General features: G+C 63.9%; 24 protein-coding genes and 1 riboswitch. Of the genes, 11 read left to right on the top strand and 13 right to left on the bottom strand.

Annotated elements, in window-relative coordinates; translation table 11 throughout:
• Positions 1-70 precede the first annotated feature (70 nt).
• Both P9272_RS12735 and P9272_RS12730 read right to left on the bottom strand, forming a co-directional pair.
• Positions 71-1,396 carry a tetratricopeptide repeat protein gene (locus P9272_RS12735; protein WP_278160814.1) on the bottom strand — a complete coding sequence of 442 codons (1,326 nt, stop codon included), beginning with the start codon at positions 1,394-1,396 and terminating at the stop codon, positions 71-73.
• Positions 1,397-1,512: 116 nt separating this feature from the next.
• Positions 1,513-2,136, bottom strand: coding sequence for a LysE family translocator (locus P9272_RS12730; RefSeq protein ID WP_278160813.1), 624 nt, complete (start codon positions 2,134-2,136; stop codon positions 1,513-1,515).
• A gap of 333 nt (positions 2,137-2,469) precedes the next feature.
• On the opposite strand from P9272_RS12730, the gene P9272_RS12725 reads away from it, so the two are divergent.
• The 6 genes from P9272_RS12725 (at position 2,470) to P9272_RS12700 (ending at position 8,385) form a co-directional block, all read left to right on the top strand.
• Positions 2,470-3,138: a L,D-transpeptidase gene (locus tag P9272_RS12725; RefSeq protein ID WP_278160927.1), complete on the top strand. Its 669-nt coding sequence runs from the start codon at positions 2,470-2,472 to the stop codon at positions 3,136-3,138.
• A gap of 86 nt (positions 3,139-3,224) precedes the next feature.
• On the top strand, positions 3,225-4,391 hold the full coding sequence (locus P9272_RS12720) for a diphosphate--fructose-6-phosphate 1-phosphotransferase (protein WP_278160812.1): 1,167 nt from the start codon (positions 3,225-3,227) through the stop codon (positions 4,389-4,391).
• A gap of 11 nt (positions 4,392-4,402) precedes the next feature.
• On the top strand, positions 4,403-5,149 hold the full coding sequence (locus tag P9272_RS12715) for an MBL fold metallo-hydrolase (protein ID WP_278160810.1): 747 nt from the start codon (positions 4,403-4,405) through the stop codon (positions 5,147-5,149).
• A gap of 186 nt (positions 5,150-5,335) precedes the next feature.
• Positions 5,336-6,880, top strand: a complete 1,545-nt coding sequence (locus P9272_RS12710) for a DegQ family serine endoprotease (RefSeq protein ID WP_128259916.1) — start codon at positions 5,336-5,338, stop codon at positions 6,878-6,880.
• 122 nt (positions 6,881-7,002) lie between these two features.
• Positions 7,003-7,614: a molybdopterin-dependent oxidoreductase gene (locus P9272_RS12705; RefSeq protein WP_128259917.1), complete on the top strand. Its 612-nt coding sequence runs from the start codon at positions 7,003-7,005 to the stop codon at positions 7,612-7,614.
• A 24-nt stretch (positions 7,615-7,638) separates the two neighbouring features.
• Positions 7,639-8,385, top strand: coding sequence for a ferredoxin reductase (locus P9272_RS12700; protein WP_278160809.1), 747 nt, complete (start codon positions 7,639-7,641; stop codon positions 8,383-8,385).
• Positions 8,386-8,607: 222 nt separating this feature from the next.
• Here the strand turns inward: P9272_RS12700 and P9272_RS12695 are convergent, their stop codons facing one another.
• Positions 8,608-9,708: a hybrid-cluster NAD(P)-dependent oxidoreductase gene (locus P9272_RS12695; protein ID WP_128259919.1), complete on the bottom strand. Its 1,101-nt coding sequence runs from the start codon at positions 9,706-9,708 to the stop codon at positions 8,608-8,610.
• A gap of 20 nt (positions 9,709-9,728) precedes the next feature.
• Positions 9,729-10,976 (bottom strand): aromatic ring-hydroxylating dioxygenase subunit alpha, encoded by a 1,248-nt coding sequence (locus P9272_RS12690; protein ID WP_278160808.1) that lies wholly within the window; start codon positions 10,974-10,976, stop codon positions 9,729-9,731.
• A gap of 108 nt (positions 10,977-11,084) precedes the next feature.
• Positions 11,085-11,287, bottom strand: a riboswitch (cobalamin riboswitch).
• 482 nt (positions 11,288-11,769) lie between these two features.
• On the opposite strand from P9272_RS12690, the gene P9272_RS12685 reads away from it, so the two are divergent.
• From P9272_RS12685 to P9272_RS12675, 3 genes are all read left to right on the top strand, one after another.
• Positions 11,770-11,976 (top strand): DUF680 domain-containing protein, encoded by a 207-nt coding sequence (locus tag P9272_RS12685; RefSeq protein ID WP_128259921.1) that lies wholly within the window; start codon positions 11,770-11,772, stop codon positions 11,974-11,976.
• Positions 11,977-12,045: 69 nt separating this feature from the next.
• Positions 12,046-12,255 carry a DUF680 domain-containing protein gene (locus tag P9272_RS12680; protein ID WP_278160807.1) on the top strand — a complete coding sequence of 70 codons (210 nt, stop codon included), beginning with the start codon at positions 12,046-12,048 and terminating at the stop codon, positions 12,253-12,255.
• A gap of 67 nt (positions 12,256-12,322) precedes the next feature.
• A complete protein-coding gene (locus P9272_RS12675; protein WP_128259923.1) occupies positions 12,323-12,556 on the top strand; it encodes a DUF680 domain-containing protein in 234 nt (77 codons plus the stop codon).
• Between the two features lie 79 nt (positions 12,557-12,635).
• Here the strand turns inward: P9272_RS12675 and ugpC are convergent, their stop codons facing one another.
• From ugpC to P9272_RS12650, 5 genes are all read right to left on the bottom strand, one after another.
• Entirely contained in the window at positions 12,636-13,748 is a 1,113-nt protein-coding gene (ugpC, locus tag P9272_RS12670; RefSeq protein WP_128259924.1) for a sn-glycerol-3-phosphate ABC transporter ATP-binding protein UgpC, read from the bottom strand.
• A 34-nt stretch (positions 13,749-13,782) separates the two neighbouring features.
• Entirely contained in the window at positions 13,783-15,459 is a 1,677-nt protein-coding gene (locus P9272_RS12665; protein WP_278160806.1) for an alpha-glucosidase, read from the bottom strand.
• Between the two features lie 4 nt (positions 15,460-15,463).
• A complete protein-coding gene (locus P9272_RS12660) occupies positions 15,464-16,618 on the bottom strand; it encodes a carbohydrate ABC transporter permease (RefSeq protein WP_128259926.1) in 1,155 nt (384 codons plus the stop codon).
• 1 nt (position 16,619) lies between these two features.
• A complete protein-coding gene (locus P9272_RS12655) occupies positions 16,620-17,633 on the bottom strand; it encodes a sugar ABC transporter permease (protein ID WP_128259927.1) in 1,014 nt (337 codons plus the stop codon).
• 191 nt (positions 17,634-17,824) lie between these two features.
• Positions 17,825-19,180: an ABC transporter substrate-binding protein gene (locus P9272_RS12650; RefSeq protein WP_278160805.1), complete on the bottom strand. Its 1,356-nt coding sequence runs from the start codon at positions 19,178-19,180 to the stop codon at positions 17,825-17,827.
• Between the two features lie 359 nt (positions 19,181-19,539).
• Here P9272_RS12650 and P9272_RS12645 point away from each other — a divergent pair, with 359 nt between their 5' ends.
• Both P9272_RS12645 and P9272_RS12640 read left to right on the top strand, forming a co-directional pair.
• Positions 19,540-20,562: a LacI family DNA-binding transcriptional regulator gene (locus P9272_RS12645; protein ID WP_278160804.1), complete on the top strand. Its 1,023-nt coding sequence runs from the start codon at positions 19,540-19,542 to the stop codon at positions 20,560-20,562.
• Between the two features lie 142 nt (positions 20,563-20,704).
• Positions 20,705-22,051: an FAD-binding oxidoreductase gene (locus P9272_RS12640; RefSeq protein WP_278160803.1), complete on the top strand. Its 1,347-nt coding sequence runs from the start codon at positions 20,705-20,707 to the stop codon at positions 22,049-22,051.
• Between the two features lie 68 nt (positions 22,052-22,119).
• On the opposite strand, the gene P9272_RS12635 is transcribed toward P9272_RS12640, so the two are convergent.
• The 4 genes from P9272_RS12635 to P9272_RS12620 form a co-directional block, all read right to left on the bottom strand.
• Positions 22,120-22,551: a nuclear transport factor 2 family protein gene (locus P9272_RS12635; protein WP_278160802.1), complete on the bottom strand. Its 432-nt coding sequence runs from the start codon at positions 22,549-22,551 to the stop codon at positions 22,120-22,122.
• Between the two features lie 317 nt (positions 22,552-22,868).
• Positions 22,869-24,314, bottom strand: a complete 1,446-nt coding sequence (locus tag P9272_RS12630; protein WP_278160801.1) for a S8 family serine peptidase — start codon at positions 24,312-24,314, stop codon at positions 22,869-22,871.
• On the bottom strand, positions 24,304-24,969 hold the full coding sequence (locus P9272_RS12625; protein WP_278160800.1) for an anti-sigma factor: 666 nt from the start codon (positions 24,967-24,969) through the stop codon (positions 24,304-24,306). Before P9272_RS12625 ends, P9272_RS12630 begins: the two co-directional genes overlap by 11 nt.
• Positions 24,966-25,532 carry a sigma-70 family RNA polymerase sigma factor gene (locus tag P9272_RS12620; protein ID WP_278160799.1) on the bottom strand — a complete coding sequence of 189 codons (567 nt, stop codon included), beginning with the start codon at positions 25,530-25,532 and terminating at the stop codon, positions 24,966-24,968. Before P9272_RS12620 ends, P9272_RS12625 begins: the two co-directional genes overlap by 4 nt.
• Positions 25,533-25,564: the final 32 nt, after the last annotated feature.

Here is a 25,564-nt window from a genome sequence, read left to right as displayed (position 1 = left end):
TTGCCATTAATTTTTTCGGATCTCGAAAAAATCTGGCTTGGCCAGTTTTTAGGACAAGATCCGTCCCGGGTCAATTCTCAGACAAATTGGATGCCCGCCGCAGGAACAACGCCGACAGCGGGCTGTCGGGCCGGGCGAGCTGCCGCTCCGCGGTCAGCGCCCCCGCGAGCGCCTTGTCGCCGGCGCGCAACGCGGCCTCGATCAGGGTCAGGTCGATCACGTCGCGTTGCGCGTGACTGCCGCCAAAACGATGCGCGATTGAGCGTATCGGCCGGATCAGCCGCACGGCCTCATCGTACTTTCCCTCGCCGAAGGCCTTGATCGCGAGCGTCAGCGGATGGCCGACATCGCGCGTGAAGGCCGCGTTGTCGTCGCTGCCACGCATCGCTTCGCGCTGCGCCTCGAGCAGCGTCTTCGCCGGTGCCTCCAGCCCGGCGCCGACAAAGGCCATCATCGCGTGCGCGTCGTTGAAGGCGTAATTGCCGGCGGCGGCTTTCGGGATCCAGTTGGCGGCGAGTGCCGCCCAGCGGTCGCCGACATCGACGCCGCCGAGATGGAGACGCCACAGGATAGCCGACGCATCGACCATGTTGAGCGCCAATGTCGAGCGCGCCCCATAGATCGGTCCATCGTAGAGGTTGAGCACCTCGTCGGTTTCGCCGAGATCGTAGTGGAACAGCGCCAGGTGCCACCAATTGTGGATCTGGAGAAAACTCTCTTTCGACCAGGCCTCCGGGTTGGCGCGCATCCAGGCGATGCCGTCTTTCTGCCGGCTTTGCATTTCCATGACATGCGCCACCGCGTGCTGCGCCCAGCCGTCGCGCGGTTCGATCTCGATGGCTTGCCGGCCGAAGGACTCGGCGCGGGCATAGTCGCCCATTTCCTCCAGCCCGAAAGCCTGCATGCCGAGAACGGCGTGGTAGCCAGGCATGCCCTTCTGCCAGGCCGGCAGTGCCCGGCCGATGCGGTCGCGAAGCATGCGCGCATTGCCGGTGAAGAAATCGATCTGATGCCCAACCTGCAGCGCAAGCGCATCGCGCGGATTAACGATCGCGATATCCTCCAGGATACACGCGGCCTCATGCCAGCGTCCGTCGGCAAGATGACCAAGCGCCGCGACATGCGCCGCTTCGCGCGCGGTGGCGGCAAGGGGCAGCGCCGCCTGATGGCTTGACCTGGCGACCGCCGTCGCGTCCCGCTCGGTTGCGAGGCCGAACAGGTAACCTTTGAACACATGCGCCATGACAAAGGCCGCGTCATCGGCGATGGCGCGGTCGATCGAGCCGACCGGATCGCCGATGAAGCATTGCAGCTCGTGCACGGCGCGGGCGTAGGATGAGAACCCGGCTTCGGTCGCGCCCGAGTAAGCCAGGCCGAATGCGTCCTTCAGCGCCATTGGGTGTCCTTCGATGCTAGCAAATCGGCTCTCCGGAGCCCGATCCTAAGGCATCGCCATCCAAGCCGCCAAGTCGTGGTCGATAGTGCTTCCGGCCTGCCGGGCTGCGCGCCGGCTCAATTGCTGGAGCGCAGCGCCACCGTAGCGATGCCGGCGCCGACCAGCAGCGTGCCGCCGGCGCGGTTGAAGATGCGGATGGTCCTCGGGTTGCGCACGATCGCGCGGGCCCGCGACGCAATCAGCGCATAGCCGAAGGCGTTGGCGAAGGCCAAGGTCAGGAAAGTCGTCTCGAAGACCAGCATCTGCGTCCAGAAGTCGGCGTGCCGGTCGAGGAACTGCGGCAGGAAGGCAACGAAGAAGGTGATGCTCTTCGGGTTCAGCGCCGTCACCAGCCAGGCATGCCCCATCATTCTTGACGCCGAGACCGCGTCGGTGCGCGGCTCGGCTTTAAGCGCGCCGCCGGCGCGGAACAGCTTTATGCCGAGGTAGATCAGGTAGCCGGCGCCGATCACCTTGAGCACGGTGAACACCGTGGCCGAAGCCGCCAGCAGCGCGCCGATGCCGAGCATCGACAGCGTCATCGCGGTGAAGTCGCCAAGTGCCACGCCCACCGCCATCGGCAGCGCGGTGCGCCAGCCCTGGCCCAGCGCATAGGAGACGACCAAAAGGATCGTCGGGCCCGGAATGACGAGAAGGATGGAAGAGGCGGCGGCGAAGGCGGCCCAGTTTTCGAAGGACATTTCCCTGCTCCTTGAGCGCAAAGAACAGGATAAATCCCGGGGCCGTTGGGAATGTAAAGAGGCTGTGCGGAAAATCTTCCGCATGCCCCTGCGCCTTTGCGGGCCGATCAAGCAACCCTTGGTTAGGGTTAAGTTCGGGTTCGGCACTTTCACGCTTTATCAACCATGACTGGTGAAAATGCCGTTATCCGGCCGGACCGTGCTTCCCGCCGGCAGCGTAGGGTTTGGTGTATGCGCGAGTTGCCGCAAGGTTTGACGCCGCCTTCCAATGGCGCCGCAATCGATACCGAAATTCAGCTTTCCCGCCGCGCCGTGCTCTCCGGCGTCGGCGCCATGGCGCTGCTGGGCCTTGCCGGCTGCAGCACGACCGACACGCTCGACCTGCCGCAAATGCAGCTCGACAACACCGTCACCGGTTCCGTGCCGCCGATGCGTCCGGCGATCAGTGTCGACAAGAACATCACCGACCCGGACGTCATGTACGCCTCGCTCACCGATGGCGGTTTCGAGGTGCCGGCGGTGCCGTGGCAGAAGGTCAAGCCGCAGTTCCGCCGCCAGATCGTCGTCGACAAGACCGGCGAGGCGCCCGGCACCATCGTCGTGCATCTCGAGGAGCGAATGCTCTATCTGGTGCAGCCGGGCGGCGACGCCATCCGCTACGGCGTTGGCATCGGCAAGGACGGTTTCCGCTGGTCGGGCCGCGCCAACATCCAGTATGGCCGCGAATGGCCGGTGTGGACGCCGCCGCCGGAGATGATCCAGCGCAAGCCGGAACTGGTGAAGTGGCAAGGCGGCCAGCCCGGCGGCCTCACAAATCCGCTCGGCGCCCGCGCCCTCTACATCTACCAGAACGGCAAGGACACCGGCTACCGCATCCATGGCTCGCCCGAATGGTGGAGCATCGGCCAGGCCATGTCCTCGGGCTGCGTGCGTCTGATCAATCAGGACATCATCGACCTCTACAGCCGCGTGTCCAAGAAGAACCCGGTCGTCGTGGTCTGATTGCTCGTCAGTCCACTCTTCCGTTGCGCGATGCCGCAAGACAGGCGAAGGTGCCGTGAAAACCTTCGCCTCGGGAGATAAAAGGCATGGCTGGAACCTTCGTCATCGCGCAGGGCGGCGGCCCCACCGCTGTCATCAACCAGACGGTCGTCGGCGCCACGCTGGAAATCCGTAGGCGTCACCCCGGCGCCAGGGTGCTGGGTTCGATCCATGGCGTGCGCGGCATCCGCGACGGCAATTATGTGGATCTCTCCGCCATCCCCGAGGACAGGCTGAGGCTGATCGCCGGCACGCCGAGCGCCGCCCTTGGCTCGACTCGAGACAAGCCGGACGCAGCCTATTGCGAGGTCATCCTCAACGGCCTGAAAAAGGCCGGCGCCGATGCCTTCATCTATATTGGCGGCAACGACACCTCGGGCACGCAGCAGATCCTGACCGATGCCGCGGGCGGCTCGATCGCCTTCGTCCATGCGCCCAAGACCATCGACAACGACCTCGAGGAGAACGACCACACGCCGGGTTTCATCTCGGCCGCCGAATTCGTCGCCGGCGCGTTCCTGTCGGTCGATCTCGACTTCCGCGCTTTGCCGGGCATCTATGTCGGCATCGTCATGGGCCGGCATGCCGGCTTCCTCACCGCCGCCGCGGCCGCCTGGCAGCTCGATCCCGACAGCGGCCCACATCTGGTCTATGTGCCGGAGCGCGCCTTCTCGGCCGAGCGCTTCATCGAGGAGGTGCGTGAAAAGCTGGATCGCCACAAGCGCTGCATCGTCGCCGTCTCGGAAGGCGTCAGCACCGCTGATGGCAAGGCGCTGGTCGAAAGCCTGGTGCCGCCGGAAAAGCTCGAGCGCGACCAGCACGGCAACGTCAAGCTGTCGGGCAGCGACCTGCCGGCGGCGCTGGAGCGGGCTCTGGCCGAAGGCCTGCCGGGCAAGCGGGCGCGGGTCGACGCGCTGGGCTATATGCCGCGTGGCTATGTCGGCGCGATCAGCGCTGTCGACGCCAAGGAGGCTTTCGATGCCGGCGCCTTCGCAGTTGCCGTCGCCGACGAAGGCGGCGGCTCCGTCGCGCTGCAATATGACGGGTCGAAAACCGTGTTGAAGAAAGTGCCGCTGAAGGCGGTGGCGGGCAAGACCCGCCACATGCCCGACGATTTCATGCAGCCGGACGTCAACCAGCTTTCGGAGTCCGGCATGGCCTATCTCAGGCGGTTGGTGCCGGAGAAATACAAGGTCGGGAAGCCGTTTGTCTGATGGGCAGTCCGATGCCCGAGCTTATGGTTGGCGACTGGTTCGGCAAGGCGAACGTCGATGCCGCCACGACGATGCTGACCGAGCCCTTCGTGCATGATTTCGTGCGCGCCAACATCTGGCATTTGAAGGGCCGCGACGCGGACCTTCTGGTTGACACCGGCATGGGCATTCGTCCGCTGGCGCCAGAGGTCGACACGCCGCCCGGCAAGCCGCTCATCGTCGTCGCCACACATATCCATCTCGACCATGTAGGCTCGCTGCACGAATTTCCTCTCAGGATGGGACCGAAGGACAGCGCGGCGCAGTTCGCCAGCATGGATGATGCCGTCACCTACGCCTACATGTTCCACAATCTCGACGGCGCCGTCTCGAAGCTGCCGGCGCCGGGCTGGAAGGTGGCTGACTATCGCATTCCGTCCGCGCCGCTGACCCGCGCGCTCGACGAGGGCGACGTCATCGATCTCGGCGATCGGAAATTCCGTGTGCTGCACCTGCCCGGGCATTCGCCGGATTCGATCGCGCTTTTCGACGAGACCGATGGCCTCTTCTTCGCCGGCGATACGATCTATGACGGCATGCTGATCGACGACCTGCCGGATTCGGACCGCACGGCCTATTGCCGGACCATGCAGCGCCTGCTCGACCTGCCGATCCGCATCGGCCATGGCGGCCACGGTCCAAGCTTCGACGGCGCCAGAATGCGCGGAATTGCCTCCTCCTATCTGCGTCGGCGGGAACGGTTCGTGAGCGGCCTCTGAATTAAATCTTTGTAAGGTCACCCAAAGGCCCTGATTCGGGCCATTCCGCGTCCTAAATCTTGATTGTCGATCCGGCCGGCTGCCATGTGCGGCGAGGCAGGCATTTCCCGGTCGCCGACACGTCGACGGGCGCTCCCCAGAAGCGCCTGCGGCGCTGGATCAACCACTCGCCCGGACAGAACGACCATGTCACCATCAAGCATTCTTCGCAGACATCGCGTCGCCGCCCTGCTGGGCGCCGCGCTGATCATTTCGCCCGTCGTCGTTTCCTTTGCCCAGAGCGATGCGAGCCTCAGCACCGTAGCCGCGACGACCCAGACCCCAGTCGCCGGCATCACGGCCCCGAACGGCTCTTTCGCCCCGGTCATCGCCGTTACCAAGCCGGCCGTCGTCACCATCACTTCGATCATGAAGGCGCAGCCACAGCCGGGTAATGACGGTTCACCGCTCGGCGGCAATGTGCCATTCGACCAGTTCTTCCAGCAGTTCTTCGGTGACCAGGGCATGCCGATGCCGCGGACGCCGCCGCAGCAGCAGGGGCAGCGCTCCGAGGCGCTCGGCTCCGGCTTCATCGTCGGCGCGGACGGCACCATCGTGACCAACAATCACGTCATCGATGGCGCAAGCTCGATCAAGGTGACGCTCGACGACGGCACCGAGCTTCCCGCCAAGCTCGTCGGGCACGACGCCAAGAACGATCTCGCGGTGCTCAAGGTCAAGGCCGACAAGCCGCTGCCGACCGTCAAATGGGGCGATTCCAGCAAGCTGATGACCGGCGACCAAGTGCTGGCGATCGGCAATCCGTTCGGCATCGGCACCACCGTCACCGCTGGCATCGTCTCGGCGCGTGGCCGCGACCTGCATAGCGGGCCGTTCGACGATTTCATCCAGATCGACGCGCCGATCAACCACGGCAATTCCGGCGGTCCGCTGGTCGACGTCAACGGCAATGTCATCGGCATCAACACCGCCATCTATTCGCCCAATGGCGGCAGCGTCGGCGTCGGTTTTGCCATCCCGTCGGACCAGGCGCAGAAGGTCGTCGCCAAGCTGATGAAGGGCGGCGACATCGAATACGGCTATCTCGGCGTGCAGATCCAGCCAGTCACGCCGGATGTCGCCAGCGCCATCGGCCTCGACCATCCGGGCGGCGCGCTGGTTTCCCAGGTCACCGACGGGTCGCCGGCGGCCAAGGCCGGCATTGAAACCGGCGATGTCATCACCGGCTTCGGCGGCCAGGAAATCAAGGATCCCAAGGACCTGTCGCGCGCCGTAGCCGACGTGTCGCCCGGGGCTAAGGAAACCGTCAATATCTGGCGCAAGGGCAAGGCGATGCAGATCTCCGCCGATGTCGGCCGCAACGCCGAAGATCAGAAGACGGCGTCGAACGGCAATGAAGGCCGCAGCCCGTCGGCCGGACAGGGCTTGCGCGTTCCCTCGCTAGGCCTCGGCCTGACCGACCTCACGCCCGATATCCGCGACCAGCTCAATCTTGCCGGCAACCAGCATGGCGCGGTTGTCGAGCGGGTCAATCCGGACAAGGCGGCTTCGGCGGCCGGCATCCAGCCGGGCGATGTCATCGTCGGCGTCGACCAGACGCCGGTAAGGACGGCCAGGCAAGCCAATCAGGCGATCGCCGAGGCCGGCAAGTCCGGCAAGAAGTCGGTGCTCCTGCTGATCGATCGCGGCGACGCGCAGATCTTCGTCGCCGTGCCCTTTGCCGCCGGCTGAGAAGCGCTTCGACAAGGCCCGCCGGCATCTCCGGCGGGCCTTGCCTCAAGATTTCTGTTGCCCGCCGAGGCGTATTCGAGAACACTCCCCGCATCGTCCCACCGGTGCAGGAAGGCGTCTCCATGGTCACGCGCGGCTTCTTTTCCGGACGACGCCCTCCTTCCGACACCGACGCGCGCATTCCCCCCGGCCAGTATCTGGAGCAGGGCTTTCCCGTGCTCTCGGCCGGGCCGACGCCGCGCGTGCGCACCGAGGACTGGTCCTTCACGCTCAAGCAGGGTCCCAAGCCGATCAAGAAATGGAACTGGGCCGAGTTCAACGCCTTGCCGCAAAGCAAGATGACACGCGACATCCATTGCGTGACGGCCTGGACAAAATTCAACACGCCCTGGCAGGGCGTCATGATCGACGACATCCTCGCCGACGCCGGCATCGAGCCGCCGACCGCCTACACGCTGGCGCTGTCCTTCGACGGTTACTCCACCAATGTCCCGACCAAGGACCTCGTCACGGGCAAGGCGATGGTGGCGCTGCTCTATGAGGGCAAGGCGATCACGCCCGATCATGGCGGGCCGGCACGGCTATTGGTGCCGCATCTCTATTTCTGGAAATCGGCCAAATGGGTGAACGGCCTGCAGTTCACCGAGCGCGACGAGCCGGGCTTCTGGGAGCTGCGCGGCTATCATATGTATGGCGACCCCTGGCGCGAGCAGCGCTATTCCAGCGACCCGTGAGGGGCGATCCGTGAGCAGCAATCGATGACCGCCGAGCCGTCGCCGCAGTCGCCCTGGCAGGCAGCCACGATCACCCGCATCGAAAAGCGCACGCCGCGCGTCACCAGCTTCTGGTTCCAGCCGTCGCGACCTTTCACCCATCTGGCGGGCCAGCATGTCGATATCAGGCTGACGGCCCCGGACGGCTATCAGGCGCGCCGTTCCTACTCCATCGCTTCGGCGCCGGAAGCAGGCGGCGGCGTCGAGCTGGCGATCGAGCGTCTCGACGACGGCGAGGTCTCGCCCTTCTTCCACGACGTAGCCGCCGTCGGCGACGAGATCGATCTGCGCGGGCCGCTGGGCGGCCATTTCATCTGGGAGGAGGGTGACGGCGGCCCGATCCTCCTGGTCGGCGGCGGCTCGGGCGTCGTGCCGCTGATGGCGATGGTGCGTCATCGCACGCTGCGCAACAAGGCGGTGCCGGTCGCGCTGGTGTTCTCGGCGCGGATCTGGGACGAGGTCATCTTCCGCGACGAGCTGATCGGCTTGGACGACCGGCTTGACGGATTCAACCTGGTGCTGACGCTGACCCGTGAGCCGGCGAGGCGCCCCTCCGACTATTCTCGGCGCGTCGACGCCCGCATGATGGCGCAGGCCGCCGAGCGCCTGCCGAAGGCGCCGAGGCTCGCCTATGTCTGCGGCTCGAATCCGTTCGTCTCAGCCGCCGCCGACGCCTTGATCGGCGCCGGTGTACCGGCGGAAATCATCCGCACCGAGCGCTACGGGGTTTAGAAGCATGATCCCGAAAAGTGGAACCGGTTTTCGGAGGGGATCATGCTCCGACAAAGAGCTGGATCAGCATGGCGATTCAACGAAACGTCATTCTGATCCAGCGCGCCGATTGCTCGGCGAGAGTTCGCCAGGAGACGCGTCCTGGCACTGAACGGCGGTTCGGCAGGGCAGCGGCCGGCGAGGGTGATCCGACAACGGGTCCTCGCCTCGACCGACAAGCCTTCAGGCCTCGATGTCCAGCGCCGACAACGGCCTCGAGCAGCAGGCCAGGATATAGCCGTCATCGATCTCGTGATCGAGGATGCCGCCATTGTGGCTCATCGAGACCGCGCCCGAGACCTTTTTCACCTTGCAGGTTCCGCAGAGGCCGAACTCGCAGGCCGCAGGGATCCTGACGCCGGATGCGCGCGCCGTCTGCAGCACGGTCTGTCCGGCGACGCATTCCGCATCGACGTTTGAAAGCGAAAAGCGGACCGGCGTCACCGCCTCGGCGAGTGGCTTGGCCTCGTCACCGGCCGGCATCGCGAACGGCGCCGGGACTTCTTCCACGGTCGGCGCCGCGAAGCTCTCCTGATGGTAGCGGCTCATGTCGAAGCCGGCAGCCTCCAGCATCTGCCGCACGGCGCGCATGAAGGGGTCAGGCCCGCAGCAGAAGATCTCCCGCTCGCGGAAATCGGGCGCCAGAAGCGGCAGCCGGATAGCATCGATGCGGCCCATATGGCCGAACCAGCCCTCACGGCTCGACCTTTCCTCGATCATGAAACCGAGCGACAGGCCGGGCATGCGGCTGCCGAGCAGTTCGAGCTCCTTGCGGAAGATGATCTCTTCCGGCCGGCGCGCGCAGTTGACGAAGCCGACATCGGTCCAGGGCGCGCAGTCGTTCAGCCAGCGCAGCATCGACATCATCGGCGTAACGCCGGATCCGGCCGAAATGAACAGATATTTGGCCGCCGGATGGCTGTGCAGCGAGAAATCGCCGGCCGGCCCGTAGGCTTTCACATGGACGCCGGGCTTCAGATTGTCGAACATCCAGCGCGTGCCGACGCTTCCGGCCTGCGCTTTGACCGTCACAGAGATCGAGAACGGTCGCGACGGCGAGGACGACAGCGTGTAGGTGCGCATCAGCGGCCCGTCGGCCGTAGGCAATTCCAGCGTCACGAACTGCCCGGGCTTGTAGCGGAACCAGGTCTGATTGTCGGAGCGGAAGGTGAACGTCTTCACTTGCGGCGCCTCGTCGCTGACGCCGATCACTTCCAGCACCTGCAGCCTGTCGTTCCAGGGCGCCATCTCGTCGAGATGGCGATAGAGGCCGAGATCCGTCATCGCGTTCATCTCCTCAGCCCTCAGGCGACGCTGCGCAGCGCCGGGCGACCGTCTTCGGCGAGGCGCGGGCCGATGAAGGAGGCGTACCACTCGACGAACTGGATGACGCCACCCTCATGCAGCGCGGAATAGGGACCGGGCTCGTACGCCGGAGACAGGATGCCGAGCGCGTTTTCCTCCACGATTCGGCGGTCCTGATCGTTGGTCTCGGTCCAGACATGGGTGAGTTCTGTCAGATCGTAGTCGACGCCTTCCGCCGCGTCCTTGTGGACCAGCCATTTCGTCGTCACCGCGGTCTCGGTGGCGCTGATCGGCAGCACACGGAAGGTGACGGCATGGTCGATGAGGATGTGATTCCACGTGGTCGGATAATGGTAATGCATCAACGTCCCGATGCGATCGGCGGCGACGCCGGCGGACAGGTTTTTCGCCACGGCGCGCTTGCCGTTCATCGTGTAGCTAACGGCGTCGCGCAGCAGCGGTGCGCGCGTGGCGCGATATTGCCCGGCCGGATCGATCCGAAACCGGCTCGGCAGACCCGCCGCCTCGCATTTCGCCCAGTGCGCAAGGATTTCCGGGTCGCTGTCGGCGCCCTGCACACCTGTCACAGTCGGCGCTTCCGGGAAAGTCTTGCACAGTTCCGGATGGTTGCCGGCGCAATGATAGCACTCGCGGTTGTTTTCCCAGACGAGCTTCCAGTTGCCCTTTTCGATGATCGTCGATTCGAATGCGACCTTCGCCTCGCTCAACCGGTGCGGCAGGAGATAGGGTTCGATCATGGCGCGCATCGGCGCGAAGTCGGCCGGATCCTTTGCCAAACAAATGAAAATGTAGCCGCCGACGCTCTCGCAGGCCACGGGCCTCAGGCCGAACTGGCTTTTGTCGAAACCTTCCGCCATTTGGCGGGCAAACAGCAGCCGCCCGTCGAGTTCGTAAGTCCACTGATGGTAGGGACAGACCAGCTTGGCGGCAGTCCCCCTGTCGGTGTTGCACACGCGGCTGCCGCGATGCCGGCACGAGTTATGGAAAGCGTTGATCCTTCCCTTCTGGTCGCGGACCAGCACCACCGGATAGTCGCCGATCTGAACGGTGATGTAGCTGCCTGGTTTCGGCAGCTCGCAATCATGGCCGATGAACAACCAGTCGCGATACCAGATCAGCTCCATGTCGAGCTTGAAATAGTCGGGATCGGTGTAGAAGGGCTGCTCAAGCGAGTAGCCCGGCTTGCGGCTCTGCAGGAGCCTCAGCATCTCGTTACGCGCATCCATGTCCTGTCCTCGCATCAAGGGCTGAACTGGTGGTGATGGAGAAGAACGATCGCCACCGGCAGGGCCGGGCACGCGCCGTCCGCCTCTTGACCGCCCACCGCGATCAGTCGGGTTCAAAATGCCTCTGGCTGGTTTCCGGGCTTTGGAGCTGCCCTCGCGGGCGGTCGCAACACCTTCCCAGGCCCCTGGCCCAGTGGTCTCCCGTTGCGACTTCACTCCACCACCGTTGCGGGGGCAGCGCCGGATTTCGACCGGCTTCCCAATTCTCCGCCTCGTCGCGGCGAGGCGGCACCTGAGATGGCCTGATCTAACCACGACAGCCGGTTTTCCGTCGGCATGAAAACGACATCCCATCCATGCGGCGCGACAATAGGCGCCGTGTTCACGGTGCCGATTCCCGTCCCTTTCGCCTTGCCCTCCGGCTTCCGGGGCGAGGTTCGGGAGGGCTTTGATGGTTAATAGTATCAAAAAGTGACTATTAGCAGATTCTAAAATCGAACCGAACGGTTCGTTTCTGTTGACGGTGCGTGCAGAACGTTGTGAACGTCGGTGCTCGGACACACTTGGTGAGCCAACTGTCGAACTCAAATAACTTACTGATTTTATAGCATAAAAATTCGATCATAGGCATGCTTATGAAAACTTCAAGAGGCGGGTTCATGGTCCAGACGAAAAAACTTCGTGATTGGAATTCGGCAGTTGGCTCACCCAGATGAGCGCTGTCCGAACGACGCGATTTCATCCCCAAGACACGCCGCTAGACGGACTGAATAAAGATACTGGAGTAGCAAAAATGAAAAAGATTGTTCTCACTGCCGCGGCCCTTCTGGCGATTTCCGGCAGCGCCTTTGCCGGTAGCGACAATTATGGTTCGCAGGCTGCCAATCCGCCGGCCGCCACGGTCGACTCTTCTTACACCGCGTCGGTCCGCAAGTCCGAACCGGCTGAACAGAAGCCTGTCACCACGGGCGCCGACCACAACCTTTTCGGTAACAACTAACAGCCGACTTCGAACGGCGACGGGTTTGCCCGTCGCCTCGGTCGGATCAGGAAATTCAGGAGCACGAAAATGAAGAAGATCGTTCTTGCCGCCGTCGCCTTTTTGGCCGTTTCCGGCACCGCCTTTGCCGGTAGCGATAACTACGGTTCCAACGGCGCCCACCAGCCGGCCGTCGCGGTCGACTCGTCCTATACGGCATCTGTGAACAAGTCGAACTCGGCTGCCGCGCAGAAGCCTGTCACCACGGGCGCCGACCACAACCTTTTCGGCAACAACTAACAGCCGACTTTGAACCGGCGACGGACCCGTCCGTCGTCTCGGATCAAGAAATCCAGGAGTACGTAAAATGAAAAAGACTATTCTTGCCACCGCGGTTCTCATGGCGGTTTCCACGGCTGCTTTTGCGGGTAGCGATAACTACGGCAACAGCGGCGCCAACCAGCCGGCTCCCGCCGTGGATACGACCCGCACCTCGTCGATCGGAACCGACTCGCCTGTCTACAAGCTGCTGAATTCGTCGAGCGACGCGCAGAAGTCGGCTCCGCAGGGCAGCGACCGGGATCACTTCGGCAATCATTAACAGCCGACCGTGATTTTTGAAAACAGCAGCGGTGGGCCAAGGCCCGCCGCTTTTTCTTTGCCGCAGCGGCTCTGCGCGCTCAGGCCGCCTTCGCTTCCTCGCGATGCAGCGTGAAGGAATGGCCATCGGCGTCGAAGATGTGCAGATCGCCGGCGCTCGCGTTGAGCCGCAGCGTCTCGCCGCGCTTGACCTCGACATTGCCGGGCAGCTTGGCGACCAGCGGCAGATCGGCGCGGCCGATATCGATATAGACCAGCTGAACCTCGCCGAGCTGCTCAATATAGTCGACCTTGCCCTCGAAGAGGTAATCGGAACCGGTGGCGATCACGAGATCCTCCGGCCGCACGCCGAAACTCACCGCGGCGCCATTCGCCGAGGCTGGTGTCGCGATCGGCACGGTCGCCTTGCGGTCGCCGACATGGCTGACCACCGTCGGATTGCCTGCCTTCTCGATCTTTGCCGGCAATATGTTCATCGCCGGCGAGCCGATGAACTGGGCGACGAACAAATTGCCCGGCCGCTTGTAGAGCTCCATCGGCGTGCCGACCTGCTCGACCCGGCCTTCCTTCAGCACCACGATGCGGTCCGCCAGCGTCATCGCCTCAACCTGGTCATGCGTCACATAGATCATGGTGGTGTTCGGCATCGATTCCTTGAGCTTGGCGATCTCGATGCGGGTGGCGACGCGCAGTGCTGCGTCCAGGTTCGACAGCGGCTCGTCGAACAGGAACACTTTCGGGTTGCGCACAATCGCGCGGCCGATCGCGACGCGCTGGCGCTGGCCGCCCGACATCGCCTTGGGCAGGCGATCGAGATATTTGGTGAGTTGCAGGATTTCGGCCGCCTGGCGCACCCGCTTGTCGATCTCGGCCTTGCTTTCCTTGCCGATCTTCATCGAGAAGGCCATGTTGTCGTAGACGGTCATGTGCGGATAGAGCGCATAGGACTGGAACACCATGGCTATGCCGCGCTTCGACGGCGGCACGTCGTTCACCACCTCGCCATCGATCTTCAGCTCGCCCGAGGTGATCTCCTCGAGGCCCGCGATCGACCGCAGCAAGGTCGACTTGCCGCAACCCGAAGGCCCGACGAAGACGATGAACTCGCCCGATTTGATGTCGAGGTCGATGCCGTGAAGAATGTTGAGGTTGCCGTATGATTTCTTCACCTGGTTGAGCGTGACATCGGCCATGTTTTTCCTCTCCCGTTGATCTCTGTCTGCAAGTTCAATCGATGCGCCCGAACCAGGCGCCGTATCCGCCGAGCCGGACCGGCCCGCTGCCAGTCTGTCCCGAAAAGCCATGCCCGGGCAAGGGCTGCAGCGAGCCTCGGCCCAGATCGACCTCGGCGGGCTTGCCGCCGAGGTTGAAAACGCAGACGATCCGCTCATTGCCCTCGCGGCGGGTGAAGGCCACGGTGTCGCCGTCGCTTTCGATGAAGTCGATATCGCCCTTGACCAGCGCCGGATGCTGGCGACGAAAGGCGAGGAAGCGGCGGTAATGCTCGAGCAGCGAGGTTGCGTCGCCCTGTTGCACGTTGACGGCTTGCGACAGGTGCTTGCCCGGGACCGGCAGCCAGGGCTTCGCGGTCGAGAACCCGCCATTCTTGGCGGCGGCATCCCACACCATGGGCGTGCGACAGCCGTCGCGACCCTTGAACTCCGGCCAGAAGCGGATGCCGTAGGGGTCCTGCAGGTCCTCGAATTTCAGCTCGGCCTCGCCGAGGCCGAGCTCCTCGCCCTGATAGATGCACACCGAGCCGCGCAGCGACATCAGAAGCGCCGAGATCACCTTTAGATAGGCGGTCGAGTCTGCTTCGTTGGCCGCCCAGCGCGAGGCGACGCGCATCACGTCATGGTTCGAGAAGGCCCAGCACGACCAGCCGTCGCTGGCGACCCGGCCGAAGGCTTCCAGCACCGCGCGCACTTTCGCCGCGCTGATCTTCTCCGGCGCCAGGAAGTCGAAGGAATAGCACATATGCACGCGCTTGCCGTCGGCGGTATAGGCGGCGACAACTTCCAAGCCGCGCTGGGAGTCGCCGACTTCGCCGACGGCAGCCTGCGCCGGATATTCATCCAGAAGCGCGCGGAAGCGTTCGAGGAAGCCGAGATTCTCCGGCCGGCTCTTGTCGTAGATATGGTCCTGGTAATTGTAGGGATTGACCGCCGGCGCCGTCTGGTCATTGCGCTGTTCCGGCGGCAGCGGCGGGTTGTCCTCCAGCCCCTGGCTGTGGAAATAGAAATTGATCGTGTCGAGCCGAAAGCCGTCGACGCCGCGCTCCAGCCAGAAGCGGGTGATGTCGAGCAGCGCGTCCTGGACTTCCGCGTTGTGGAAATTAAGGTCGGGCTGCTCGGCCAGGAAATTGTGCATGTAATATTGCTGGCGGCTGGTGTCCCATTGCCAGGCCGAGCCGCCGAAGATGGACAGCCAGTTATTGGGCGGCGTGCCGTCCGGCTTGGCGTCGGCCCACACATACCAGTCGGCTTTCGGGTTGTTGCGGCTGGAACGGCTTTCCTTGAACCAGGGGTGGATGTCGGCGGTGTGCGACAGCACCTCATCGATCATTACCTTGAGGCCGAGCCGGTGGGCTTCCGTCACCAGCGCGTCGAAATCGGCCAGCGTGCCGAACATCGGATCGACGTCGCAATAATCCGACACGTCATAGCCGAAATCCTTCATCGGCGATTTGAAGAAAGGCGAGATCCAGATGGCGTCGACGCCGAGCGAAGCGATGTAGGGCAGGCGCTGAACGATGCCCTTCAGGTCGCCGATGCCGTCGCCGTTGGAGTCCTGATAGGAGCGCGGATAGATCTGGTAGATCACCGCGCCCCGCCACCAATCGCGGTCGATCGCAGGGTCTGGGGCGGGGTCTGGTCTCGAAGTCGCCTTCATAGCCGATTGCATGTCTTCAACCTCCTTTCACCGAGCCGGCAAGCAGCCCGCGGACGAAATAGCGCTGCAGCGAGAAGAACACGATCAGCGGCACGATGATGGTGATGAACGCCGATGTCGTCAGGATCTCCCAGTTGCCGCCGCGTGAGCCGAGCAGCGCGTTGAGCTTGGCCGTCAGCACGATCTGATCGGGCGCCGTGCCGAGGAAAACCATCGCCACCAGGAGATCGTTCCATACCCACAGGAACTGGAAGATGGCGAAGGAGGCAAGCACCGGGAACGACAGCGGCAGCACGATCTTGACGAAGATCTCGAAATCGCTGGCGCCGTCGATGCGCGCCGATTCCATGATCTCGCGCGGCAGGCCGGCGATGTAGCTCCTGAGCAGGTAGATGGCGAAGGGCAGGCCAAAGCCGGTATGCGCCAGCCAGATGCCGAGATAGGTCTTGGACGGCACGCCGAAGAAGGTGCCGACGCCGTTATAGAGCTTGAGCAGCGGGATGAGCGACATCTGCAACGGGACGACAAGGAGGCCGATAATGACGGCAATCAGCAGCGCCCGCCCCGGAAAGCGCATCCATGCAAGCGCATAGGCCGCGAAGGCCGCGATCAGGATGGGGATGATCGTTGCCGGAATGGTCACCGTCAGCGAGTTCATGAACGAGCGGCCGATGCCTTCGGAAAACAGCACGGCATCGTAGTTCGCGGTGGTGAATTTCGGCGGCGCCGAGGAGGCGAAATAGACGCGCTGGCCGCGGTCGCCTTCGAATGCCTTCGGCGAGGCGAGCACGAAGCTGCCGTCCGCATTAACCTGCAAGGTGACGCCGTCGCCGAGATCGGCCGCCGTGCCGGCCTTGTACTGCGTCGGGGCCGCCGCCTTGGTGCCGAAGGCGCTGATGGCGCGTTTGGCGCCGTCGCCGAAAACGTTGCCTTCGATGACATATTTGCCGTCCTTCTGCGTCTGCGCCGAGGCGGCCGGCAGCCGTCCGGCCTCGGTCTGGCTGGAACTGGCGAAGGAATTCCACCAGCCCGACGCGATGATCTGGTCCTTGTCGCGCAGCGACGATACGAGAATGCCGAGCGTCGGGATGGTCCAGATGACGACGAAGACCAGCACGGCGATATGAACCCCGAAGCGGCCGACGAAGGACTTTCCGGTGGACGCGGCCATCTCAATGCCCTCCCGTCTCTTTGTTGGCCTGGCGGATGTTCCAGACCATGATCGGAATGACCGCGATCATGATGATGATGGCGATGGTCGCGCCGCGGCCGAAATCGCCGCCGCCGCGGAACATCCAGTCGAACATCAGATTGGCCAGCACCTGGCTGTTCCATTGGCCGTTGGTCATGGTCAGCACGATGTCGAACACTTTCAACACCAGGATGGTGATGGTGGTCCACACCACCGCGATGGTGCCCCAGATCTGCGGCACCATGATCTTCCAGAAGATCTGGAACGGGTTGGCGCCGTCGATCACCGCCGCCTCGAGCGTCTCTTCCGGGATGCCGCGCAGCGCCGACGACAGGATGACCATCGCAAAGCCGGTCTGGATCCAGATCAGGATCACCATGAGGAAGAAATTGTTCCAGAACGGCAGCGATATCCACACCTGCGGCTGGCCGCCGAAATACTGAATAATGGCATTGAGCAGGCCGATCTGCACCTGGCCCTCGCCGCGATACTCGTAGATGAATTTCCAGATCACGCTGGCGCCGACGAAGGAAATCGCCAGCGGCAGGAAGATCAGGCTCTTGGCAATCGTGCCCCACCAGATCTTGTCGGTGAGCACGGCGATGATCAGCCCCAGGAAGGTGCAGGCCGCCGGCACCACCGCCAGCCACAGGATGTTGTTGAGGATCGAGTTGCGGAAATCGTGGTCGCCGAACGCCCACTCGTAATTGGCGAGGCCGACGAAATTCTGGCCGCCGCGATCGAGGAAGGAGAGCCGCAGCGTCTCGATGACCGGATAGATGAGATAGATGGTGAGGATGATCATCGCCGGGCCGACGAACAGCCAGGGCCGCACTAGTCCCTGACGGCGCAGATTGTCGACGGCTGCCGCGCCAGAGACGCCGCGCGACGGGAAAACGAGATCGAGCAGTTTGTTGGCGCCCCAGAAATAGGCGACACAGCCGCCGACGCCGATGATGATGACGAATATGGCCGAGAAAATCTGAGCCGCCATGGGTCCCTCTCCCTGCGCATGACCGGCCGGCCAGGGCTGGCGGTCGGATGCACCGACTTTCGGTTATTCGGAACAATCGAAACGCGAAGGCTTCCGGCGTGGACCGCCGGTCGGATCCGGGCCGTAGCCCGGATCCAGGTGGAGGATGAGGAGAATATCAGGCCGCGCGCGGCGGCCTGTTTGCCGGATGGCTACTTGATTGCATCCCAGCTTTTCTGGATGTCGGCGGCAACGTCCTGCGCGGACTTGCCGCCGACCAGGTCGATCATGCCGGTCCAGAACGAGCCCGCGCCGACCTTGCCGGGCATCAGGTCGGAGCCGTCGAACCGCACCGTGGTGGCTCCAACGAGGATCTCGCCCTGCTTCTTCAGCGCGTCGCTGCCATAGGCGTCCTTGTTGGCGGCCTTGAAGGGGGTGACGAAGCTCTTCTGCGCCATCCACAATTCATGCGCGAGCGGCATCTGCAGGAACTTGATGAACTCGCGCGAGGCCTTGGAGTCCTTGGTGATCATCACCAGCGTTCCGGCCACTTCCAGCGGCGTGCCCAGTTCCGGCTTGGAGGCGTAGGGCGGATAGGGGAAGAAGTCCGCATCCTGGCCGAGCTTCACGTTTTCTGGGAAGAAAGACGGAATGAACGATGCCTGATGGTGCATGTAGCACTTGGGCGGCACGGTGAAGAGGCCCTTCGGGCTGTCGCGGAAGTCGGTCGCCGCGACCGCCTTGGCGCCGCCGTCCACCATCTTGTCGTCGGTGGCGATCTTGCCGAAGACGTCGATGGCATTGACCACGGCCGGGTCGGTGAACGGGATTTCGTTCTTCACCCACTTGTCATAGACCTCCGGGGGCTGCGTGCGCAGCATGATGTCCTCGACCCAGTCGGTCGCCGGCCAGCCGGTGGCGCCGCCGGAGCCGAGCCCGATGCACCAGGGCTTGCCGCCATCCGCGATGATCTTCTTCTCAAGATCGGCGAGCTCTTCCTGGGTCTTCGGCACCTTGTAGCCGGCCTCCTGGAAATTATCCGGCGAGTACCAGACCAGGCCTTTCACGTCGATCTTGTAGGGGAAGGCATAGAAGCCAGGCTTGCCGTCCTTGCCGGTATAGGTGCCGAGCTTGGCCCATGAGTCGCCGGCGGCGTAGTTTTCCTTGATCCAGGCGGCGACGTCGTCGCCCAGGGGGGTCAGCACGCCCTTGGAAGCAAGGTCCTGGATCAGGCCAGGCTGCGGCAGGACGGCGATGTTGGGCGGGCTGCCGGCCTGGGTGTCGATGACGATCTGCTGCTCATAATTCTCGGACGAGGAATATTTGACCTCGGCGCCGGTCGCTTCCTGGAAATAGTCGAGGACCGAGCGCACGAGCGTCTCGTCCTCGCCGCGCCACGGCCCGAAGATCGTCAGCGTCTCGCCCTTGAGGTCGACCTTTTTGAGGTCGTCGTAATTCGCCCAATGAAATTTCGAATCCTCGCCCGGCTTGAACTTCAGTTCGGCATGGGCCGGCAGGCCAAGGGTGAGCGCAGCAAACGCAGCACCCAAGAGAAGCATTTTCTTCATCGCAGTCCTCCCAGTGTTGAGACAGTTCGGACGAAACCTCCATTTCGTCCGCCGACGCCCGCGGAACTGTGACTCAGCGAGAAGGCAATCGCAACCTTTCGAAGAGTGTTCCAAAGCGCTTTGGCTAACTTGATCTCGCCATTGAATTCTCACCAAGTCAAGAGGCTCATGTTGCTAATCGATTTAGAAGGCGCCCGAATGCTCCGACAAAGTGCGGTGCAGCAAGCTTTTTTGGCGCTGCAGCAGCAATTTCGGCTTCAAACACGGTCGGTGCGCCTCTAAGGTCGTCTCGTCTGGCAACTGCGCCCGGCATCATCGGATAGATTAAATTGAAAGCGCTTTGAGGCTGGAGGCCTCCGATGAACCTCAAGCAACTGTCGCACATGCTGTCGCTTTCGCAGACCACGGTCAGCCGGGCACTGAACGGCTACCCTGAGGTCAGCGAGGAAACCCGGCGCCGGGTGATGGATGCCGCCAAGCGCCATGGCTACCGGCCGAACCCCAGCGCGCGCCGGCTCGCCACCGGGAAGTCGGGCATGATCGGCTATGTGTTGCCGACGGGTGCAGCCGTCGACATCGATCCGCATTTCGTCGAATTCCTCTCCGGCCTGGGCGACTACGCCCGTTCGCATGAGCTCGACCTCGTGCTTTCGCCCGCCGATGCCGATGATGAGGAGACCACCTACCGACGCATCGTCGCCAACCGGCAGGTCGACGCCGTCTATATATCCTCGCCGCGTCCGGCCGACCGGCGGCTGGCCCTGGTCAACACGCTGGGCATACCCTATATCGTCCATGGCCGCAGCGAAGGTTTGGATTTCGATTATCCCTATCTCGACATCGACAATGAGGGCGCCTTCCATGAGGCGGCGCGGCTGCTGCTTCAACTCGGCCACAAGCGCCTGGCGCTGATCAATGGCAATGAGCGCGAGACCTTCGCCATCCACCGCGAGCGCGGCGTGCGGCGGGCGCTTGCCGCAAGCGGGATGACGCTCGGCGAGCGCCACATCCGCTCGGTGGCCATGACCGAGGAAAACGGCTATCGCGCCGCCCGTCGCCTGCTCGAGGAAGCCGAGCCGCCGACGGCGATCGTCTGTTCCAGCCTGATCATGGCACTGGGCGTCGTGCGCGCCGTGCGCGATCTTGGCCGGGCCATCCCGGGCGACCTGTCGCTGGTCGCCCATGACGACGTCTTCCCCTGGCTGCGGCCGGAGAATTTCCCGGTGCCGCTGTCGACGACACGCTCCTCGATCCGTCTCGCCGGCGCCCGCGTCGCCGAGCGCCTGGCGGCGCGCATATCGGGGCTGGAGGAGGGGGCGCGCGGGGAAGTTTGGCCGGTGGATTTGGTGGTGCGGGGATCGGTGGCCGGCGCGCCGGTGTAGGCCACCCGGTCCAACAGCTTCGCCGACTGCTTCCAGGCTACCGTTGCTGTCGTGGGACAACGATCCGCCTTCGGCTGCTTCTGATATTGAACGGCCACAACCGGTAAGCTAGGCCGGTCAACCGTCCTTCAGGGTGCGCCATTTGCCTACATTCCCGTTCACCGAAGCGGATCCGATCCAATACCCTGGGCCGCCGCCCAAGATTTCTGAGGTGGTGATCATCGGTGGCGGTGTCATCGGTGTAACGACGGCCCTGTTCCTTGCCTCCCGAAACATCCCGGTGACACTGCTGGAAAAGGGTCGCGTCGCCGCCGAACAATCCTCGCGAAATTGGGGCTGGATCAGAAAGCAGGGGCGGGACGCGGATGAACTGCCGATCGTCATCGAGGCAATCCGCCTGTGGCGGCAACTGGCCGAGGAATGTGGCGAAGACATCGGGCTAACCCAGACAGGCGTGACCTATCTGGCGAACGCGCACAAGGACATGGCCAAGTTCGAAGAGTTCATGAGGATCGCCGCGATCCATGAGCTCGACACGCGTCTCCTGGACGCGGGCGAAACCGCGAAACTCATCACCGGCATGTCGCGCAAATTCAAGGGCGCGATGACGACGCCCTCCGACATGCGCGCGGAACCGTGGTTGGCGGTGCCGGCGCTCGCCAGGCTTGCCGTGCGAAAAGGCGCCCGGATCGTGGAGAATTGCGCGGCGCGAACCCTCGACATCGCGGCCGGCAGGATCAAGGGCGTGTGGACCGAGGCGGGATATATCGAGGCCTCCACCGTGCTGGTCGCGGGCGGCGCCTGGTCCTCCCTGTTCCTGGCGAGGCACGGCGTATCCATCCCCCAGCTCAGCGTCCGGGTGACCGTGGCCGCAACGGAGCCCTTGCCCGAGATCTATGCAGGCGCGGCCGCCGACAATCACATCGCATTCCGGCGCAGGCAGGATGGCGGATATACGCTAGCCGCGGGCGGCAGCCACTTGCTGTACCTGGGGCCTGACGCATTCCGGCACTTCACCAAATATATTCCCGCTCTCAGGGACAATCCCTTCGGAACGCGCTATTTCCCCTTCGCTCCATCGGGCTACCCCGATGGTTGGGCGACGCCGCGCGATTGGGCGCCGGATTCAGAGAGTCCTTTCGAGAGAATGCGGGTGCTCAACCCGGCCCCAGAGCCGGCAAAGCTTCGTTCGATCGAGCGCAATTTCAAACAGCTTTTCCTACAGTTTGAGAAAGCTCGCTTGAAGGTCGGCTGGGGCGGCATGATCGACGCCATGCCTGACGTCGTCCCCGTGGTGGATCGGGTCCAGGCGATCGGCGGTCTTTTCGTCGCGACAGGAATGAGCGGCCACGGCTTCGGCATCGGACCTGGCATGGGCCGCGTCGTCTCCGACATGATCCAGGGAAACGATCCCGGCCACGACCTCAGCCGCTTCCGGCTGCCGCGCTTCTACGATGGAAGCCCTGTGCGGCTAGGGCCGGCGCTTTGAATCGGCCGCTCTCGCACCGCGCACAGGCTTGAGCTGCGCCATCGATCGCTCTTTTGGGAGAGCCGCCGTCAGGCGGCGCCGGCCGTCAGCGCTTTCCAGGCTGCATGCGAGTCCATGTAGTCCCGCCAGCGGGCGATTCTCCGATTTTCCAGCTCGATGATCGAACAGAACCTGTTCTGGTAGTCGGCGCCCGTCGCGAGGATCGTCCCATGGACTTCGTATTCGAGAATGATGACCTTGCCATTGTCCGCCTGGTTTACGATCAACCTGTCGGCGGACCGGAGCCTGATGCTGCCGACATATCCCCTGAACTGCTCCATCAGCTTGGCGCGTCCCCGGATCAGGCGAGGCCAGCCAAGGTCGTAGCCGACCTCGTAAGCGATGTCGTCGGAGAGGATGTCGAAGAAATGCTCACCGTCGACGAGATCCCCCAGCGCTCTTAGGACCAGGTCAAAATAGGGTTCGGCGCCCGCATAGGCGGAGTATTTCGTGCCAGGCATTCTGACTTCTCCACGAGTTGCAACTTCACTTTCCACGTGCTGCCGTTGTGGGATGGCTCCGCCCCTGTCCCTGATAAGCAAAACGTCCGATGACGGCCATCGGCTGCGTGGTCACCCGATCGCTTCCGGAGCCCATGCGGCCGCGTTTCGGCGGGCGAAGTCCTGGAAGCTGGTTGCCGGCCGGCCCGTTACCTTTTCGATATCGTCGTTCGGCCGTGACCCGTTGACCGAGGGTGGCAGGCAGGACGCCGGCGACGAGATCCACCTCGGCTGATACGTCCCTCGAGTTTGGGCCCAAGTCCATCTAGGCGAAAACCTCACTCCTTCGCTGCTTCCGCCGCCTTCGTATCGATCAGTCCATAGCCGAAATCATTGTCCCGCCCCTTGGGCCCGAGATCCTTCGCCGTTTCCGCCAGCGCCTTCTCGATCTCGTCGGCCGAGCGGTCGGGCGCGGCGTGGATCAGGTTCGCAATGGCGCCCGACACGACGGCGGCGGCGAAGGATGTGCCGGTCACCACGTCCGAGCCCGCTCCGCTCGGTGCCACCATCTCGACGCCCGGGGCCGAGATGAAGACATAGGCGCCGCGATTAGCCTGCGGCATCAGCCCGTCCCTGGCGTCGGTCGCGGTCACCGCGATGACGCCGTCGAAGGCGGCCGGGTAGCCATAGGGTGCCTTGGGGCCGTTGTTGCCCGCGGCCGCCACCAGCACCATCCCTTGCGCCCGGGCATTGCGGCAGGCGGTGCCGAGCAGGTCGTTCTTCGGACCGACGAAGCTCATATTGATGATGCGCACATTCTGCTCGGCCGCCCAGTCCAGCGCCGACAGGATGACGTCCATCGTCGACTTGCCGCCCTCGAAGGCACGCGCGTGATAGATTTTCGCGCCCGGCGCCATGCCCTCCAGTGGACCGACGCCGGCGATCAGCCCGTCCACAGAGGTGCCGTGGTCGCGCTTCTCGATCGGCACGTTGGGCATGGCGTCATATTGCTCGGCAATGACGCCGGCGAGCGCCGGGTTGGTGTCGTCGATGCCGGTGTCGATGACGGCGACGCGCACATTCTCGCCGCTTGCTTGGCTTGCGTCGAGCGCGATGCGGTCGAAGGCGTAGTTCACGATGCCAGCCGCCTGCTGCAGCGTGTAGATATGGTTCGGCTCGCGCCGCTGCGTCCGGCCGTCGGCGGCAAGCTGCGCCAGCACCACGCCGACAGGCCGCCCGTCGGTGATGCCGAAGCGCACCAGCGTCGAGCCAAGCAGCCGCGACTGGCGCTGCGAACGGACCTGCAGGCCGAAAGAATTGGCGATCTGCTGCACGACGCCGGCATCGCCGGCGACCGTCACCAGCACCTCGTCGGGCACGAACTCGCCGGCGATGGCGCGCGGCGGTTCAGCCAGATTGAGGCCTTGCGGCACGGTGACTGGCCCGCTCAGAGCAGGTGCGGGTCCGGTGTTGCCGGAACCGTTCGACGACGATGAGCCGTTGGACGGTGCTGGCGTTTGCGGCGCAGGGCCCGCCGGCGGGTTCGGAAAGAGATCGACGATCAGCGCCGGCAGGAACACCGCGCCGCCCGGAATGCCTGGCGTTCCTCCGCCATTCTTGGCACCGCCGTCCTTGTCGCAGTCGCTGCCGGCCGCTGTCGTGCGGTTCAGGCAATCGACCTGTTTTTGCGTCAGGCTGGGGTCGTTGGTCTGCGCGAACGAAGGAGCGGCGACCAAGGTCGCCGCGAGGATCACCGCACGAAGAATGACCGCCTTAGCCACCATCGACCGGTTTCCTTCCCTGGATCACAGTATCTGCGAAAGGCTGGGCGGCAACAAGGCCGACAAGCCTGTCGTAATCGGCCGCCGTGCTGGCCGGGATCGTCAAATGGAACACACCGTCGGCGGTCGGGCCGCCGGCGATCTTCAGTCCGTTCTGGCCGAGAAAGGCGGCGATGTCGGCCATCTTCGCATCCGGCTTGAACTTGACCAGGGCGAAGGGCAGCTTCGCCAGATCGCCCTGCGCCCCGGCCACCTCGAAATCGTTCCCCTTGCCGCCCGGCCGTTCGAAGGACTGCACGATGACCAGCGCCAGCAGCGCAGCGGCCGCCGCCCAGGCGACGCCGGCCGGCATCGCCGTCACCCGGCCGAAGACTTTCGCCAGCCAGGATTGGCCTGGCGCGCGCACCGGGCCGGCCTCGGCGTCGAGCGCCCTGGCAAAACGGCTGAGCGCATCGGCCGGCGGGCGGATCGCCTCGTTGGCGGCGGCGGTGCCGGAGAATTCGGCTTCCGCTTCGCCAAGGGCGGCCATCGCCGCCGGATCGGTGGCCAGCCACTCCTCGACGGCCTCCAGCTCGGCGCCTTCCAGCGAGCCGTTCAGATAGAACGGCAGCAGCGTCTCCATCTCGTCGCGGCGCGACATCTTTTCAGCGGCGCTCATGGCCACCCCCTGTCGTAACCGGCGGCCTTGAGGGCTTCGCCGAGTTTCTTGCGGGCGTAGAACATTCTCGTCTTGACGGTCGCGACCGGAATATCGAGCACCTCGCCGATCTCGGTGACGGACTGGCCATGGTAGTAGGCAAGATCGATCACCGTGCGGTGCTCTTCCGGCAAGGCATCGACGAAGCGGCGCAAGGCGGCGGCCTTGTCTTCCTTCATGGTGACGACTTCCGGCGTGTCGGCACTGTCGGGGACCTGTGCCGCATCATCGTCGTCGATCCAGTCTTCCTTCTTCTTGCGCAGCGAAGACAGCGCCTTGAAGCGGGCGATGCCGAGCAGCCAGGTCGAAACTTCAGAGCGGCCCTCGAAGCCGGGCGCCTGCTTCCACAGCTCCAGAAAAACCTCGTTTGCGATATCGTCGGCCATCATTTCCGATCCCGTCTGGCGCGCCACGAAGCGGTAGATTCGCGCGTGGTGACGCATGAACAGGAGCCGAACGGCGGCCCGGTCGCCCTTCGCGACCCGGTCTACAAGCGCGCGATCGGTTTCCGTCGCCGCGTTCATGGCCGGTCGAGCCGCCTGGCTCCTCGAAGCTC

This window comes from Mesorhizobium sp. WSM4976, assembly GCF_029625685.1.
In the GTDB taxonomy this organism is placed as follows: Bacteria; Pseudomonadota; Alphaproteobacteria; order Rhizobiales; family Rhizobiaceae; genus Mesorhizobium.
The sequence above is the reverse complement of the archived record's forward strand: the minus strand, read 5'-3'. Positions and strand labels throughout refer to the sequence as shown.

Bases quoted from the DNA above. Each gene is read 5' to 3' on its own strand.
- P9272_RS12735 (WP_278160814.1), bottom strand. From the start codon at position 1,396: ATGGCGCTGAAGGACGCATTCGGCCTGGCTTACTCGGGCGCGACCGAA.
- P9272_RS12730 (WP_278160813.1), bottom strand. From the start codon at position 2,136: ATGTCCTTCGAAAACTGGGCCGCCTTCGCCGCCGCCTCTTCCATCCTT.
- P9272_RS12725 (WP_278160927.1), top strand. From the start codon at position 2,470: ATGGCGCTGCTGGGCCTTGCCGGCTGCAGCACGACCGACACGCTCGAC.
- P9272_RS12720 (WP_278160812.1), top strand. From the start codon at position 3,225: ATGGCTGGAACCTTCGTCATCGCGCAGGGCGGCGGCCCCACCGCTGTC.
- P9272_RS12715 (WP_278160810.1), top strand. From the start codon at position 4,403: ATGCCCGAGCTTATGGTTGGCGACTGGTTCGGCAAGGCGAACGTCGAT.
- P9272_RS12710 (WP_128259916.1), top strand. From the start codon at position 5,336: ATGTCACCATCAAGCATTCTTCGCAGACATCGCGTCGCCGCCCTGCTG.
- P9272_RS12705 (WP_128259917.1), top strand. From the start codon at position 7,003: ATGGTCACGCGCGGCTTCTTTTCCGGACGACGCCCTCCTTCCGACACC.
- P9272_RS12700 (WP_278160809.1), top strand. From the start codon at position 7,639: ATGACCGCCGAGCCGTCGCCGCAGTCGCCCTGGCAGGCAGCCACGATC.
- P9272_RS12695 (WP_128259919.1), bottom strand. From the start codon at position 9,708: ATGACGGATCTCGGCCTCTATCGCCATCTCGACGAGATGGCGCCCTGG.
- P9272_RS12690 (WP_278160808.1), bottom strand. From the start codon at position 10,976: ATGGATGCGCGTAACGAGATGCTGAGGCTCCTGCAGAGCCGCAAGCCG.
- P9272_RS12685 (WP_128259921.1), top strand. From the start codon at position 11,770: ATGAAAAAGATTGTTCTCACTGCCGCGGCCCTTCTGGCGATTTCCGGC.
- P9272_RS12680 (WP_278160807.1), top strand. From the start codon at position 12,046: ATGAAGAAGATCGTTCTTGCCGCCGTCGCCTTTTTGGCCGTTTCCGGC.
- P9272_RS12675 (WP_128259923.1), top strand. From the start codon at position 12,323: ATGAAAAAGACTATTCTTGCCACCGCGGTTCTCATGGCGGTTTCCACG.
- ugpC (WP_128259924.1), bottom strand. From the start codon at position 13,748: ATGGCCGATGTCACGCTCAACCAGGTGAAGAAATCATACGGCAACCTC.
- P9272_RS12665 (WP_278160806.1), bottom strand. From the start codon at position 15,459: ATGCAATCGGCTATGAAGGCGACTTCGAGACCAGACCCCGCCCCAGAC.
- P9272_RS12660 (WP_128259926.1), bottom strand. From the start codon at position 16,618: ATGGCCGCGTCCACCGGAAAGTCCTTCGTCGGCCGCTTCGGGGTTCAT.
- P9272_RS12655 (WP_128259927.1), bottom strand. From the start codon at position 17,633: ATGGCGGCTCAGATTTTCTCGGCCATATTCGTCATCATCATCGGCGTC.
- P9272_RS12650 (WP_278160805.1), bottom strand. From the start codon at position 19,180: ATGAAGAAAATGCTTCTCTTGGGTGCTGCGTTTGCTGCGCTCACCCTT.
- P9272_RS12645 (WP_278160804.1), top strand. From the start codon at position 19,540: ATGAACCTCAAGCAACTGTCGCACATGCTGTCGCTTTCGCAGACCACG.
- P9272_RS12635 (WP_278160802.1), bottom strand. From the start codon at position 22,551: ATGCCTGGCACGAAATACTCCGCCTATGCGGGCGCCGAACCCTATTTT.
- P9272_RS12630 (WP_278160801.1), bottom strand. From the start codon at position 24,314: ATGGTGGCTAAGGCGGTCATTCTTCGTGCGGTGATCCTCGCGGCGACC.
- P9272_RS12625 (WP_278160800.1), bottom strand. From the start codon at position 24,969: ATGAGCGCCGCTGAAAAGATGTCGCGCCGCGACGAGATGGAGACGCTG.
- P9272_RS12620 (WP_278160799.1), bottom strand. From the start codon at position 25,532: ATGAACGCGGCGACGGAAACCGATCGCGCGCTTGTAGACCGGGTCGCG.